The following is a 14,020-nucleotide window of genomic DNA, read 5'->3' on the forward strand; positions in this document are numbered from 1 at the left end:
GTCAATCCAGACTGTGCAGCGGGCGCGCGGCGCGGCACGCTCACGTCCGGGTTCCTCACACGACAGGATGAAGACGATGGATTCACGCGACGGACCGGACACGATCCCGGTCACGATCACCGAAGTCGGAATGCGCGACGGGCTGCAGAGCATCGCCCGCACGATGGCGACCGACGCGAAGCGGCGCTGGATCGATGCCGCCTATGCGGCAGGCGTGCGGCACATGGAAGTGGCGTCGTTCGTGCCGCCGAAGCTGCTGCCGCAGATGGCCGATGCCGATGCCGTCGTCGCGCATGCGCTGACCTGTCCCGACCTGCGCGTCAGCGCGCTGGTGCCGAACGAAAAGGGCGCGGAACGCGCGCTCGCATGCGGCGTGCATTGCGTCGTGGTGCCGCTGTCGGTCAGCGCCGCGCACAGCATGGCGAACGTGCGCAAGCCGCCCGATGCGATGCTCGACACGTTCGCGGCGATCTGCACGCTCGCGCGCGGCCGCGCGGAGACGGTCGCCGGGCTGTCGACCGTGTTCGGCTGCACGCTGCAAGGCGCGGTGCCGGTCGATGACGTCGTGCGCATCGCGCAGCACGCGCTCGCGGCGGGCGCAGACGCCGTTGCGCTCGGCGACACGACGGGCCACGCGACGCCGCGCCAGGTCGGCGACGTGATAACCCGCGTGCGCGCGGTTGCCGGCGCACGGCTGCGTTCGCTGCATTTCCACGACACGCGCGGGCTCGGGCTCGCGAATACGGTGATCGCGCTCCAGCACGGTATCCGCGCGTTCGACGCGTCGCTCGCGGGGCTCGGTGGCTGCCCGCACGCGCCGGGCGCGACCGGCAACGTGAACACCGAGGATCTCGTGTTCATGCTGCACGCGATGGGCTATGCGACCGGCATCGATCTCGCGCGGCTGATCGCGTCGCGCGACGTGCTCGCCGACGCGCTGCCCGGCGAACCGCTTTACGGCTACGTCGCGCGCGCCGGCGTGCCCGGCTTCATGGCCGATTTCATGGCCGACCTCAGTCCCGATTCCAGACCTGATTCACAGGTGACCGCATGACCGCTTCCATTTCCGCTTCCGCCGCTTCGCTGCCGCTGGCCGGCATCCGCGTCGTCGAACTGTCGCATATGGTGATGGGCCCGACCTGCGGGATGATCCTCGCCGACCTCGGCGCCGACGTGATCAAGGTCGAACCGCCGCGCGGCGACAGCACGCGCCGTCTGCTCGGCACCGGCGCGGGTTTCTTCCGCACCTTCAACCGCAACAAGAAAAGCGTCGCGCTCGACGTCGACACGGCCGACGGGCTCGCCGCGCTGCAGCGCCTCGTCGATCGCGCGGACGTGTTCGTCGAGAACTTCAAGCCGGGCCGCATGGCATCGCTCGGGCTCGACTACGCGACGCTCAGGCAACGCAATCCGCGCATCGTTTACGTGTCGCACAAGGGGTTTCTCGACGGCCCGTACCAGCACCGGCTCGCGCTCGACGAAGTCGTGCAGATGATGGCCGGGCTCGCGTACATGACGGGCCCGGTCGGCCGGCCGCTGCGCGCGGGCAGTTCCGTCAACGACATCATGGGCGGGATGTTCGGCGCGATCGGCGTGCTCGCCGCGCTGTTCGAGCGGCAGGCCACGGGGCTGGGCAAGGAAGTGCAGAGCGCGCTGTTCGAGAACTGTGTGCTGCTGTCCGCGCAGCACATGCAGCAGTATGCGGCGACCGGCGTGCCGGCCGCGCCGATGCCGGAGCGGATCAGCGCGTGGGCCGTCTACGATGTGTTCGAGCTGGCGGAAGGCGAGCAGATGTTCGTCGCGGCGACGGGCGATGCGCAATGGCGCGCGCTGTGCGCGATCCTCGGCCGCGACGACCTGCTGGCCGACCCCGCGCTCGCCACCAACAACGACCGCGTGGTCGCGCGGCCGCGGCTGCTCGCGACGCTCGGCGACACGCTGCGCACCCGCACGCGCGCGGCGCTCGTGCCGCTGTTCGAGCGGCACCACGTGCCGTTCGCGTCGATCACGAAGCCCGAGGAACTGTTCGACGATCCGCACCTGCTCGCCAGCGGCGGGCTCGCGCCGCTGACGCTCGACGACGGGTCGCAGACGCCAATGCCGCTGCTGCCGTTCTCGCTCGACGGGCAGCGCTTGCCGCCGCGCCGCCCGATCGCGCGCGTCGGCGAGCACACGGCCGAGGTGCTGCGCGAACTCGGCTATGGCGACGCGCAGATCGCGGCGCTGACCGCGTCCGCGCCGGCGCCTGCGGCCGCCGCTTGACGCCCACTGACGCCATGTGAAGCCATGTGACGCCGCGCCTGCGCGCGGCAGCCGCCCGCGCAGTATCCTGCTCAACCAAGGACCGGCGACAGACCGGCCACCCCGGAGACAGACGATGGAATCGTCCAAGGTGATCCTTTCCGCACAGCCAGCCGTCAGCGGCGGGCTCGGCACGCACGGCGATGCGCTCGCGCCCGCCGGCGCGCACGCGAAGCCCATCGACACGCGGCTCGCGGCCGCGCGCATTTCCGCACGCCTCGACCGGCTGCCGGCGACGCGCACGATCTGGCAGCTCGTGATGCTGCTCAGCCTCGGGCTGTTCTTCGAGGTGTACGACCTGATGTTTTCCGGCTACATCGCGCCGGGGCTGATCAGGAGCGGCCTGCTGACCGCGACCACGCACGGGCTGTTCGGCACGAGCGGCGTTGCGAGCTTCATCGCCGCGCTGTCTGCGGGGCTGTTCATCGGCACCGCATGCTGCGGCTTTCTCGCCGACCGCTTCGGACGGCGCGCGATTTTCACGTGGTCGCTGCTGTGGTACACGGCGGCCAACATCGTGATGGCGTTCCAGGACACCGCGTTCGGGCTGAACCTGTGGCGTTTCATCGCAGGAATCGGGATCGGCGTCGAGATCGTCACGATCGGCACCTATATCTCCGAACTCGTGCCGAAGCACATCCGCGGCCGCGCGTCCGCGTGTTCGCAGGCGGTCGGCTTCTGCGCGGTGCCGGCGGTCGCGTTCCTGTCGTACGGGCTCGTGCCGCGCACGGTGCTCGGGCTCGACGGCTGGCGCTGCGTGGTGCTGATCGGCGTCGTCGCCGCGATCGGCGTGTGGTTCATCCGCCGCCGCCTGCCGGAAAGCCCGCGCTGGCTCGCGCAGCAAGGGCGGATCGACGAGGCCGAGGCGGTGATGGCGCGGCTCGAGGCGCGCGTGCAACGCGAAACGGGGCAGCCGTTGCCGCTGCCCGCCGAACCCGCGCCGGCGCGCGCGAAGGCCGCGTTCCGCGACCTGCTGGTGCCGCCGTATCGCAAGCGCGTCGCGATGCTGGTGATCTTCCACGTGTTCCAGACGGTCGGCTATTACGGCTTCGCGAACTGGGTGCCGACGCTGCTCGTCAAGCAAGGCATCACGGTGACGACGAGCCTGATGTACGCGTCGATCATCGCGATCGCCGCACCGATCGGGCCGCTCGTCGGGTTGCTGATCGCCGACCGCTTCGAGCGCAAGGCCGTGATCGTCGGGATGGCCGCGCTCAACGTCGTATGCGGGCTGCTGTTCAGCCAGGCGCGCGAGACCGTGCTGCTCGTCAGCCTCGGCGTGTGCCTGGTGCTGGCCGGCAACATCATCTCGTACAGCTATCACGCTTATCAGGCCGAGCTGTTCCCGACCAGCATCCGCGCCCGCGCGGTCGGTTTCGTCTACTCGTGGAGCCGCGTGAGCGCGATGTTTTCATCATTCGTGATTGCGTGGTGCCTGCGCGAATTCGGCGTCCCCGGCGTGTTCGTGTTCATCTCGGCAGCCATGGCGATCGTGATTGCCGCGATCGGGTTGCTCGGGCCGAGAACGCGCGATGTCGCGCTCGAAGATCTGTCCCGCTGAATGCCGCGATTGCGCAGCCGCGATGCCCGACGGGGCGGGGCCACGCCGATCCACGGCCGCCGCCCCTGTCTGTCCGGCAGGACCACGCGGTCAGAACGTCGTGCGCAAACCGGCCATCACGCTGCGGCCGCCTTCCGGCGCGAAGCCGCGCACGACCGAGCTCGCGTAGCGAATGTCCTGGTTCGTCAGGTTGTCGCCACGCAGGTACGCGAGCCAATGCGTCGCGCCGACCCGGAACTTGTAGGTCAGCATCACGCCGAGCGACGTGTAGCTGGCGGTCGGCAGGTCGTTGTCCGGCACGCGGTGCTGCGCCCATGCGTGCGTGACCTGGGCGCGCGCGCCGAACGGCCCGTATCCGTAGTCGGCAGCCAGCGTCGCGCGCAGCGGCGCGATGCGCGGCAGCGGCTGGCCCGTGTCGACGTTGCGCGCGTGCGTGTAGTCGGCGGTCAGTTCGAGATCGACCGTATGGCCGCGCCGCGCGAACGCGCGCCACTTGCCGTCCAGCTCGACACCGTAGAACTCGGCGCGCACGCCGCGATAGACCGCCTCGTAGAGCGCGCCGTCCGTGCCGGGCGCGACCGGCTCGCCGTCGCCGTCGACGACACGGCCTGTGTTGTACTCGGTCAGGTAGTTCGAGAAGCGGTTGTAGAACACGCCGACGCTGCCCCGATTCGGGCCGCTCGCATAGCGCAGCGACAGGTCGGTCGACACCGCCTTTTCCTTCGATGCGTTCGGGTTGCCGATCAGGAACTGGCCGGTCGCGTCGTGCGGGCCGTTCGAATACAGCTCGTAGAACGTCGGCGCGCGCTCCGTGTACGCGACGTTCGCGGCAACCGACCACACGGAGGTCAGCGAGAACAGCGCGCCCGCAGACACGCTGCCCGCGTTGAAGTCGCGCGGCTGCGCGAGCGCGAACTTCGCGACGCCCGCCGGATCGGGCTGCAGCTTCACATGCTCGTAGCGCCCGCCGACGCTCAGCTTCAGCGCATCCGACACCTGCCATTCCTCGAGGCCGAACAGCGCGACGCTCGTCGTGCGCGTGCTCGGCACGAGCGTCTCATCGCCGAGCGCCGAGAACGTGTTCTGGCCGAACTGCACGCCGAGCGCACCCTCGAACGGGCCGACCTTGCGATGCCGCGCCTCGATGCGCGCCTCATAGCCGCGATTGCGAAACATCGTCGCGGTTTCGCCGTTGTCGACTTCCTTGTGCCGGTAATCGGTGTACGCAAAGTCGAATTTCAGCTGCGAGAACGGCCCGCGCAGGTTCCGCACCTCGGACGCGACCGCAAGGCGCTCCTGGCGCATCCGCAGCCGCACGTTGTCATCGGCGACCGAGCCGTAGTTCGACTCGTAACCGCTGTACGACAGGCCCGTGAAGCCGTCCGCCCACGTGTACGCCGCGCCGACCGAGCCGCCGTGCACGCGGCCGTCGCTGTTCGGCACGCTGCCGGTCGGCTGCGGCGCATCGGGGCCGTCGAGCGCGCGCTGCGCGTCGCTGTGCGCGTAGCCGGGAATCCGCAGCTTGCTCGTCTCGCGATCGAATGCATCGACGTGGAACGCGAAGCGGCCGTTGCCGCCCTCGACCTGCACAGCGCCCGCGCGCACCGAGTTCGCGCCGCCGTAGCGCGCGTCGAGCGCACCCGTCACGCCTTCGATCGCTTCGCGCGGAATGCGGTTGTCGATCGTGTTGACGACGCCGCCGACCGCATTGCCGCCGTACAGCAGCGCGGCCGGGCCGCGCACGATCTCGACGCGCTCGATCGTCAACGGATCCTGCGGCACTGCGTGGTCGTACGACAGCGACGACGCATCGTAGGCGGCGACGCCGTTCTGCAGCAGCCGGATCCGGTCGCCGTCCATCCCGCGGATGATCGGGCGGCCGACCATCGGGCCGTAAGTCGTCGTCGACACGCCGGGCAGGCCGTTCAGCGTCTCGCCGAGCGAATCGGCCTGACGGCGCGTCAGCGCGTCGCCGGACAGTTGCGCGGTCGGTGCGATCAGTTGCGCGCCGCCGAGCGGGTTCGCGGTGACGAAGATCGGCGGGAGCGGGCGATCGGTGGATTGGTCGGGCGTCGCGGGCGGCATGAGCGGTGTATTGGCCTGTCCGTGGGCCACGGTGGCGAGCAGCATCAGGGAAAGCGGTGAGAGCGGGCGAAGCGGGTGAAGAGAACGAAGAGGATGACGAGGGTGGTCGCGCATGGTCGGATAGGTTGTCGGATTCGGACAAGCGGGAGTCGGTGCGCGCCATTTTGATACGATATATTGTTGCGTCAACAGCGCGCAATGACCCGCCGAAGCGAGACGTGACGGCGCCTGCCGGTCGGTTGGCAGTCGGCGAGCGTCACGAAGGCAAAATGATATGTTATATCATTGCGAAATGACAACCCGCCCCCGCGGCGGGGGCGGTCGCGAAACGATCACCGTGACCAGTCCGTTGGCCCTGCATGCGCCCTAGTCGCGCTCGGGCGCGCCCAACGGAAAGAAGTGCCGATAAGGCCGCGCCTCGTCGACGACGCGGGCCACGGACGGCCGGGACAGCAGCCGGGCCCGGTATGCGGCGAGCGTGGCATGGCGTTCGGGAATCGGATGCACCCAGTCCGCATAGAACAGCGCCGGCGCGGCCGCGCAATCGGCAATCGTGAACCGGCCGCACGCGGCCCATTCCTTCGCCTGCAGACGCGTGTCCAGCCATGCGTAGCTGCGATCCAGCAGCGCATGCGCGTCGGCAACGCCGCGCGGGTCCCGCTCGTTTTCCGCCCGCAACGCATCGCCGACGATCCGCTGCATCGGCGCGTTCACGTAATCGTCGAACACGTCGGCGATCATCCGCGCGTCCAGCGCCTCGCGCGGGTCCGCCGGCACCATCGGCCTGCCGTTGCCATGAAACAGGTCGAGATATTCGATCACGGCATTGCTCTGCGTGATCTCCGTGTCCCCGTCGACCAGCGCCGGAAACTGCCCGGTGGGCGAGAGCGCCGCCATGCGCGCCTGGTTGTCCGGATGATCGGGGTCGACGATCCGGAACGTGAAGGCCACCTCGCGCTCGTAGAGCGCAATCAGCGGTTTCCAGACGAACGACGCGAACGGGTGCCCGTAAAGTGCGACCGTCATTGGAGGGCTCCGGAGGATCGAAGGACGCCCTCGATCATGTCGTACATGAGTCCGGACCCGTGGCGGCGATCGGCGGTGCCGTCCTTGCCGTCCAGGAACACGATCTGCTCGGTGTAGGACACGCGCGTCCCGTCCGCCTGCGGTTCGAGTTCGAGACTCGCCAGCGTGACCGAATGAAAGCGCCCGGAATGATGGAGGTCGTAGGTATAGACGAGGCGCCGGGCCGGTTCAACCACGTGATAGCGGGACTCGAACAGCGTCACCATGCCGCTTTCGTTGAAGCGGCCTTCCAGCACCTCGGCGCCGCCCACCCGAAAATCCATCGAGCGGCGCAGCAGCGTCCAGTGTTCCGCCGGACCGGTGAACCACTGGGCCTTGAGGTCCGGATCGGCCCAAGCTGCAAACACGCGATCGGGCCGGGCCGCCCACACGCGGCTCAGCGTGAAGGTGCCGTGGAAAAACGGGGTATCCGCCATCAGTCGTCTCCTTTGAGTTCGTTGCTTTCAAGCAGTTTGCCGAGGCGATCGAAGCGGCTCTCCCAGAGGACGCGACGCTCGCTCAGCCAGTTTTCGACACGCTGGACCGCCTCGGCGGAGATCCGGCATTCGCGCACGCGCCCGTGTTTTTCCGTGACGACGAGCCCGCTCGCCTCGAGCACCTGCACGTGCTGATGGATCGCGGCGAGGGACGTGTCATATGGCTCGGCCAGTTCGCTCACCGACGCCGGCCCGCGCGACAGGCGCTCGAGCATCCCCCGGCGCGTCGCGTCTGCGAGCGCGTGAAAGGCTCTGTCAAGTTGTTCAGAATACTCAATCATTCACTTAAGTTATGACGTGTTCACCGGAAAGTCAAGCCAACGCTTAAGTATTGCTGCGCGACCGAGTGCCGCGCCTGCGCTGCGCACTGCGCGCCCGTTGATGCGCGTCAACCGGCCCCGATTCCGCGTGCGGATACTGGGTCGCTCAACGACCAGACAGGAGCGACACATGACGCAAACCATGAAAGCGGCCGTGGTGCACGCATTCGGCGAACCATTGCGTATCGAGGAGGTGCCGGTGCCGACGCCGGGCCCCGGCCAGATCCTCGTCAACATCAAGGCGTCGGGCGTCTGCCATACCGACCTGCACGCGGCCGACGGCGACTGGCCTGTGAAGCCTTCGCTGCCGTTCATTCCGGGGCATGAAGGGGTGGGCGTCGTCGCGGCGGTCGGCGCGGGCGTCGCACACGTGCGGGAAGGCGACCGCGTCGGCGTGCCGTGGCTATATACGGCCTGCGGCCACTGCGAGTATTGCCACTCGGGCTGGGAGACGCTGTGCCACGGGCAACAGAACACCGGCTACTCGGTGAATGGCAGCTACGCGGAATACGTGCTCGCCGATCCGGATTACGTCGGCCATCTTCCGGCGCAAGTCGCGTTCGACGAGATCGCACCGATCCTGTGCGCGGGCGTGACGGTCTACAAGGGCATTCGCGTGACCGACACGCGCCCCGGCCAATGGCTCGCGATCTCCGGGATCGGCGGGCTCGGACACGTCGCCGTGCAATACGCGCGCGCGATGGGCCTGCACGTCGCGGCGATCGACGTCGCGCCCGAGAAGCTCGCGCTCGCGAAGCAGCTCGGCGCGGAGCTGACGATCGACGCATCGACCGACGATCCGGCCGCGGTCATCCAGAAGGCGATCGGCGGCGCGCACGGCGTGCTCGTCACCGCGGTGTCGAAAAGCGCGTTTGCGCAGGCGCTCGGAATGGTGCGGCGGGGCGGAACGGTCGCGCTCAACGGCCTGCCGCCCGGCGATTTCCCGCTGCCGATCTTCTCGACCGTGCTGAACGGCATCACCGTGCGCGGCTCGATCGTCGGCACCCGGCGCGACCTGCAGGAGTCGCTCGACTTCGCGGCGGACGGGCTCGTGCGCGCGCACATCCACCGCGACCGGCTCGGCAACATCAACGACGTGTTCGCGAAGCTGCGCGCGGGCCAGGTCGACGGACGCATCGTGCTGACCGAGATGCGATGAGTGGTGGCGTGTCGCGCGGCAAAGCGCGACACGCCGTCACGCCATCTGCCCGATGGTCTTGCGGAACCGCTTCAGCGACAGCAGGAACAGCACGCCGCCGATCGCGAACAGAATCACGAACTGCGGCCATACCGCGTCGAGGCCCGCGCCGCGATACAGGATGCGCTGCGCGAAACGGAAGGGGAGGCGCCGGCGCGAGAACATCACGCGGACGCGGACCGGCCGCCCCGCAGGCGGCCGGTCCGCCCGTCACTGCGCGAAGAACACGTCGGTGCGGTTTGCGAGATTGCCCGGGTTGGTCTGGATGAAGAACGGATGGAACGACGACGCCGGCATCACGTCGAGCCCCTGGTAATCGCCGATGAAGAAGCCCTCGGCATACGGCGCGACCTTCAGGTCGAACGGCCCGCCAACGCGTCGCTCGTCAGCGAACGTCTTGCCGCCGTCATGCGAGATCTTGCGCCAGAAGCCGGTCGGCAGCGTCGTCGTGTTGCCGGCCAGCAGGTCGCGGAAGTCGTAGTAGGTGACCATCACCGCGCCCGTGTTGTCGACGCGCACCGACGGGTTGAACGCCGCCCGCCCGGTCGGCGTGTTCACCTGCAGCGGCGCGCTCCACGTCGCGCCGCCGTCGCGCGACGTCGACAGCGCGATCTCGTCGTATGTGCCGCCGTTGAAGCGCGCGTCCTGCCAGACGACATAGAGCTGACCGGACGCCGGATCGATCGCCGGCTCCGGAATGATGTCGCCCGTGCGCACCGGCTCGCCGGTGTTCGGATCGGTCACACCCGCCGTCTGCAGCCCGGCGATCACCTGCGGTTTCGTCCACGTCGCGCCGTCGTCGGTCGACTTGATGAAGGCGACCTTGCCCGCGGCCTGGCTGAATGGCGGCTGGATCAGGTCGAAGAAATCGTAAAGCGTGCCGCTTTTCGGATCGACGACGATCTGGTTGCCGATCGTCTGCTGCCGCGACGGCACGTTCACGATCACCCGCGGCGCGCTCCACGTGTTGCCGGCGTCCGTCGTCTTTGAGAACAACGTCGGCCCGCGGTAGGCCTGCGTGTGCAGGTTCGCGTACGGATTGCCGTTCGGCAGCTCGAGGCGGTCCCACACCGCATACGCGGTGCCGGCCTTCACCGGGTTCGCGGTCACCGATTCCTTGTCGTTGAAGAACTGCGTCGTCGGCTCGTTGTTCGCGATCAGCAGCGTCGGGCTGCTCCACGTCTGTCCGCCGTTGGTCGACACCGATGCCGCGACCGCATTGCTGTTGTTCGACTGGTTGAACGAGATCGACACCGAATACGCGGTGCCGTCCGGCCCGATCGACACCCACGGGTCGGACGCCCGCTCGTAAGGCAGCCCGCCCGGCGCGCATGCGCTGAACGGTTGCGGCGTCTGCGCCCAGGTTGCGCCGCCGTCGAACGAGTAGCCCGCGACGAGGCCGTGCGCGCCGCCGTTCGACCAGCGATCCTGCTGCCACACGCCGATCATGTTCGACGGGTTGGCCGGGTTGACCGCGAGCCACGGCTCGACCTCGGCGTTCACGTAGACCGTGCCGGGGCCGCCGATCGTGCAGGCGGCGAACGGGCTCGGCCCGGATACGCGCAACGGGTCCGCGTGCGCGGCGGCCGCAAATGCCAGCGCGGCGGCAACGGTCAGTCGGGTAACGAACGGGTGAGGCAGGGTAGTGCGTCGCATGGACTGCTCCTCGGTGACATGCGGAAGCAGTGGCCTGACAGGCCGCGGCATCGCGTGCCGTCACGCAGCGGCGAGCCGCGTGCGGGTCCGCGCACGGAACGTGAACGCACGGCGCTCGTGCAGCGGCAGCGGCACAGCGCGCCAGCGCACGTCGTTCAGATTGCCGCTTCAGCCATCGCAATCCGCCTTCGCTGGGGTCCGCCAGCGCATCGGTCAAGACTCCTGTTGATTCTTGCTTTTTGGAACCCGCGCGTCATGGTTATCGGGCGGGTACCCCCGGTCTGCTCGATACGACGAATGCGTCGAAACGGATTGCAATGTAGGCGAACAAAACCCCGGGGCAGCAGGCATTTTTTGTAACAGGACGTAGCCGGTAGGTGTTGCCGGATCGCGCGTCGTCAACCGGGAAAATTTGCGGGAAAGCGCGCGAAAATATACGCGAATACAAGCGGATAAACGCGCCGTCCGCGACGAGTCGATGCCGCGATAGTTGTAGGGAACGCTCGAATCGTTCTGCGAAGAGCAGCCGGTGTGGCTCAGAACGCCGGCAACCCCGGCGGATTCGTCTCTGCGCGCGCAACAGCCTCGCTTTGCAACCCCCAGCGCGCAAGCGCCTGTCCGTAACGACCGTTGCCGATCAGCGTATTGGTCGCGAGCGTCAGCGCGGCGGCAAGCCCGCTGCCCTTGCGCGTCGCGATCGCGACGTCCGCGTTCGCGGGCCAGCCCGCGTTGACGAGCCCGACACGGCGCAGCTTGCCCTCGCGTGCCGCCTCGTAGGCGAGCGCCGCGTTCGGGTTCAGCTCCGCGTCGGCGCGCCCGGACAGCAGCGCAATGCGCGCGGCTGCTTCGTCGTCGAAATACTGCAGCTCGGTCGCCTTCAGCCCCTGCGCGACGTTGCGGCGGCTCCATTCGAGCAGGATCCGCTCCTGGCTCGTTCCCGCGCCGGTGATGATCCGCAGCCCGGCGATATCCTTCGGCTCGGCGATCTTCACGATCGGGCTCGCGTTGCGCACGTAGAAGCCGTGCAGCCCGAGCCGGTACGTCGTGAAATCGTATTTTTCCTTGCGCTTCTCGGTCACGCCGACGTTCGAAATCACCGCGTCGTACTTGCCGGAACTGAGCCCGAGCGGCCAGTCGGCCCACGCGATCGGCACCAGCTCGAGCTTGCGGCCGAGCGCATCGGCCACGAGCTGCGCATAGTCGGGATCGGCGCCGACCACTGTGCGGGCGTCCGTCGCGTAGGTGGACACCGGCGGCGCATGCGGCGAGATCGCGACCGTCAATGCGCCGTCGCGCACCCAGCGATAGCCGCTCGCCGCACGGATCGCCGCCGCGTCCTGCGGGGCGCGCACGCGGCCCGCCTGGCGCGGGTCGAGATCCGCCACCGGTGCGGCGGCAAGCGCCGCGCGAAACGGCAGGCCGGTGGAAGCGGCCAGTGCGGCCGTGATGAACAGGCGTCGGTCGATCATCGGTTCGAATCGCTCGTTTGGGGCGCGCCGGACGGGCGCGCGGACGTCACAGCACCCGCGACAGGAATTCGCGCGTGCGCGGATGCGTCGGCGCATCGAGCACGACGGCAGGCGGCCCCGCCTCCACGACACGCCCGTGCTCCATGAACAGCACGTTGTCCGCGACCTCGCGCGCGAAGCCGATCTCGTGCGTGACGATCACGAGCGTCGTGCCGGAGCGGGCGAGTTCCTTGATCACGTCGAGCACCTCGTTGACGAGCTCCGGATCGAGCGCCGACGTCGGCTCGTCGAACAGCAGCACCTTCGGCCGCAACGCGAGCGCCCGCGCGATCGCGACGCGTTGCTGCTGCCCGCCCGACAGCTGGCGTGGATAGGCGTCGGCCTTGTCGGCGAGCCCGACGCGCGCGAGCAGCGTGCGCGCGGCGCGTTCGGCCGCGTCGCGCGTCGCACCGCCGACGGCGACGGGCGCCTCGACCAGATTGTCGAGCACGGTCAGGTGCGGGAACAGGTTGAAGTTCTGGAACACCATACCGACTTCGGTGCGGCGCTTCAGCACGTCGCGTTCCTTCAGTTCGTACAGCACGTCGCCATCGCGCCGGTAGCCGATCAGCTCGCCGTCAATGTCGATGAAGCCGTCGTCGACGCGCTCCAGATGGTTGATCGTGCGCAGCAGCGTCGACTTGCCGGAGCCCGACGGCCCGACGATCGCCGTCACGCTGCCGCGCGGCGCGACGAACGACACGCGATCGAGCACGCGCTGCGCGCCGAACTGCTTCGAGATGCCGTGCACGACCACTTCGCCGCCGAGGCGCGGCGCGACGGCGTCGCGGTCGGGCGCGGCCGTCGCGTCGATGGCATTGCGTGACCGTACCCGCCGCCATAGCGCACTGGCGCGCGCGAGCGCGAAGGTGAGGGCGGACGGCGGCGGATTGCGCAGTGCGCCGCGCGCATAGTGCCGCTCGACCTGCACCTGGATCGCCGACAGCACGGTGAGGATGATCAGATACCAGACGGTCGCGACCATCAGCAGCGGAATCACCTCGAGATTGCGGCGGTAGATCACCTGCACCGTGTAGAACAGCTCGGGCATCGCGAGCACGTACACCATCGACGTGCCTTTCGCGAGCGAGATCAGGTCGTTGAACGCGGTCGGCAGGATCGCGCGCATCGCCTGCGGCAGCACGATCCTGACCGTCTGGCGGCCGCGCGGCAGGCCGAGCGCCGCCGCGGCCTCGAGCTGCCCCTGGTCGACCGCGAGGATGCCGCCGCGAATCACTTCGGCCGAGAACGCCGCGTAGTTCAGCGTCAGGCCAAGCACGGCCGCGAAGAACGGGCTGATCAGCTCGGTCGTCGGCACGTCGAAGAACGTGATGCCGGAGAACGGCACGCCGAGCCGAACGTGCTCGTACAGGTAGCCGAGATTGTTCAGGATCAGCAGCAGCACGATCAGCGGAATCGAGCGGAACAGCCAGATGAACGTCCACGCACTCGCCGCCAGCAGGCGCGACCGCGACAGCCGCGCGAGCGCGACGAACGCGCCGAGCACGAGCCCGGACAGCGCGCCGAGCACGGTCAACAGCAGCGTGCGCGCGAGCCCGGACAGCACCGGCGGCGAGAAGAACCATTCGGCGAATACCGGCCAGCCCCACTGCGGGTTGCCGAGGATCGAGTACAGCGCGAGCGCGATCAGCACGACGGCGAGCGCGGTGCCGGCCGTGGCCGAACGGTGCCGGACCGGCACGATCCGCAGGCGAGCGCCGGCGTCGCGCGCGGCGGGGGAAGATAGCGGCGGCAGCGCGCCGCCGAGATGGGTGGTGTCGCTCATGTCGATGCGGGTCCTCGAATCGGTCGGTGCGCCGCGCGCAGCT

Annotated in this window: 12 protein-coding genes; 4 read left to right on the forward strand and 8 right to left on the reverse strand. The window is 68.7% G+C overall.

The window, feature by feature from the left end; all coding sequences use genetic code 11:
* Positions 1-76 precede the first annotated feature (76 nt).
* The 3 genes from DID96_RS01300 to DID96_RS01310 all read left to right on the forward strand — a co-directional run bounded on the left by DID96_RS01300 (position 77) and on the right by DID96_RS01310 (position 3,862).
* A complete protein-coding gene (locus tag DID96_RS01300) occupies positions 77-1,054 on the forward strand; it encodes a hydroxymethylglutaryl-CoA lyase (protein ID WP_124597463.1) in 978 nt (325 codons plus the stop codon).
* Entirely contained in the window at positions 1,051-2,262 is a 1,212-nt protein-coding gene (locus tag DID96_RS01305; protein ID WP_124597464.1) for a CaiB/BaiF CoA-transferase family protein, read from the forward strand. Before DID96_RS01300 ends, DID96_RS01305 begins: the two co-directional genes overlap by 4 nt.
* A 115-nt stretch (positions 2,263-2,377) precedes the next feature.
* A complete protein-coding gene (locus tag DID96_RS01310; RefSeq protein ID WP_124597465.1) occupies positions 2,378-3,862 on the forward strand; it encodes an MFS transporter in 1,485 nt (494 codons plus the stop codon).
* Between the two features lie 90 nt (positions 3,863-3,952).
* Here the strand turns inward: DID96_RS01310 and DID96_RS01315 are convergent, their stop codons facing one another.
* From DID96_RS01315 to DID96_RS01330, 4 genes are all read right to left on the reverse strand, one after another.
* The gene (locus DID96_RS01315) at positions 3,953-5,992 is read right to left on the reverse strand and encodes a TonB-dependent receptor (protein WP_124597466.1); all 2,040 of its coding nucleotides are present in this window, start codon (positions 5,990-5,992) and stop codon (positions 3,953-3,955) included.
* Between the two features lie 321 nt (positions 5,993-6,313).
* Complete coding sequence (locus DID96_RS01320; RefSeq protein WP_124597467.1) at positions 6,314-6,973, reverse strand: glutathione S-transferase family protein; 660 nt, start codon at positions 6,971-6,973, stop codon at positions 6,314-6,316.
* Positions 6,970-7,449 carry an SRPBCC family protein gene (locus DID96_RS01325; RefSeq protein ID WP_124597468.1) on the reverse strand — a complete coding sequence of 160 codons (480 nt, stop codon included), beginning with the start codon at positions 7,447-7,449 and terminating at the stop codon, positions 6,970-6,972. The genes DID96_RS01320 and DID96_RS01325 overlap by 4 nt, the downstream gene beginning before the upstream one ends.
* On the reverse strand, positions 7,449-7,790 hold the full coding sequence (locus tag DID96_RS01330) for a helix-turn-helix transcriptional regulator (RefSeq protein WP_124597469.1): 342 nt from the start codon (positions 7,788-7,790) through the stop codon (positions 7,449-7,451). Before DID96_RS01330 ends, DID96_RS01325 begins: the two co-directional genes overlap by 1 nt.
* Before the next feature lie 169 nt (positions 7,791-7,959).
* Here DID96_RS01330 and adhP point away from each other — a divergent pair, with 169 nt between their 5' ends.
* Positions 7,960-8,988 carry an alcohol dehydrogenase AdhP gene (adhP, locus tag DID96_RS01335; protein WP_124597470.1) on the forward strand — a complete coding sequence of 343 codons (1,029 nt, stop codon included), beginning with the start codon at positions 7,960-7,962 and terminating at the stop codon, positions 8,986-8,988.
* Positions 8,989-9,024: 36 nt separating this feature from the next.
* On the opposite strand, the gene DID96_RS38165 is transcribed toward adhP, so the two are convergent.
* The 4 genes from DID96_RS38165 to DID96_RS39365 form a co-directional block, all read right to left on the reverse strand.
* Positions 9,025-9,195 (reverse strand): hypothetical protein, encoded by a 171-nt coding sequence (locus tag DID96_RS38165; protein WP_185732151.1) that lies wholly within the window; start codon positions 9,193-9,195, stop codon positions 9,025-9,027.
* A gap of 42 nt (positions 9,196-9,237) precedes the next feature.
* A complete protein-coding gene (locus DID96_RS01340) occupies positions 9,238-10,683 on the reverse strand; it encodes a sialidase family protein (RefSeq protein ID WP_124597471.1) in 1,446 nt (481 codons plus the stop codon).
* A gap of 536 nt (positions 10,684-11,219) precedes the next feature.
* The gene (locus tag DID96_RS01350; RefSeq protein ID WP_124597473.1) at positions 11,220-12,152 is read right to left on the reverse strand and encodes an ABC transporter substrate-binding protein; all 933 of its coding nucleotides are present in this window, start codon (positions 12,150-12,152) and stop codon (positions 11,220-11,222) included.
* A gap of 46 nt (positions 12,153-12,198) precedes the next feature.
* On the reverse strand, positions 12,199-13,977 hold the full coding sequence (locus DID96_RS39365; RefSeq protein WP_124597474.1) for an amino acid ABC transporter permease/ATP-binding protein: 1,779 nt from the start codon (positions 13,975-13,977) through the stop codon (positions 12,199-12,201).
* Positions 13,978-14,020: the final 43 nt, after the last annotated feature.

Origin of the sequence: Burkholderia sp. Bp8963 (assembly GCF_003854275.1) — a bacterium.
Lineage (GTDB): Bacteria > Pseudomonadota > Gammaproteobacteria > Burkholderiales > Burkholderiaceae > Burkholderia.

What these genes read in the sequence shown, in the direction of transcription:
- adhP (WP_124597470.1), top strand. Translation starts at nt 7,960, where the DNA reads ATGACGCAAACCATGAAAGCGGCCGTGGTGCACGCATTCGGCGAACCA.
- DID96_RS01350 (WP_124597473.1), bottom strand. Translation starts at nt 12,152, where the DNA reads ATGATCGACCGACGCCTGTTCATCACGGCCGCACTGGCCGCTTCCACC.
- DID96_RS01340 (WP_124597471.1), bottom strand. Translation starts at nt 10,683, where the DNA reads ATGCGACGCACTACCCTGCCTCACCCGTTCGTTACCCGACTGACCGTT.
- DID96_RS01315 (WP_124597466.1), bottom strand. Translation starts at nt 5,992, where the DNA reads ATGCTGCTCGCCACCGTGGCCCACGGACAGGCCAATACACCGCTCATG.
- DID96_RS01310 (WP_124597465.1), top strand. Translation starts at nt 2,378, where the DNA reads ATGGAATCGTCCAAGGTGATCCTTTCCGCACAGCCAGCCGTCAGCGGC.
- DID96_RS01300 (WP_124597463.1), top strand. Translation starts at nt 77, where the DNA reads ATGGATTCACGCGACGGACCGGACACGATCCCGGTCACGATCACCGAA.
- DID96_RS39365 (WP_124597474.1), bottom strand. Translation starts at nt 13,977, where the DNA reads ATGAGCGACACCACCCATCTCGGCGGCGCGCTGCCGCCGCTATCTTCC.
- DID96_RS01305 (WP_124597464.1), top strand. Translation starts at nt 1,051, where the DNA reads ATGACCGCTTCCATTTCCGCTTCCGCCGCTTCGCTGCCGCTGGCCGGC.
- DID96_RS01325 (WP_124597468.1), bottom strand. Translation starts at nt 7,449, where the DNA reads ATGGCGGATACCCCGTTTTTCCACGGCACCTTCACGCTGAGCCGCGTG.
- DID96_RS01330 (WP_124597469.1), bottom strand. Translation starts at nt 7,790, where the DNA reads ATGATTGAGTATTCTGAACAACTTGACAGAGCCTTTCACGCGCTCGCA.
- DID96_RS01320 (WP_124597467.1), bottom strand. Translation starts at nt 6,973, where the DNA reads ATGACGGTCGCACTTTACGGGCACCCGTTCGCGTCGTTCGTCTGGAAA.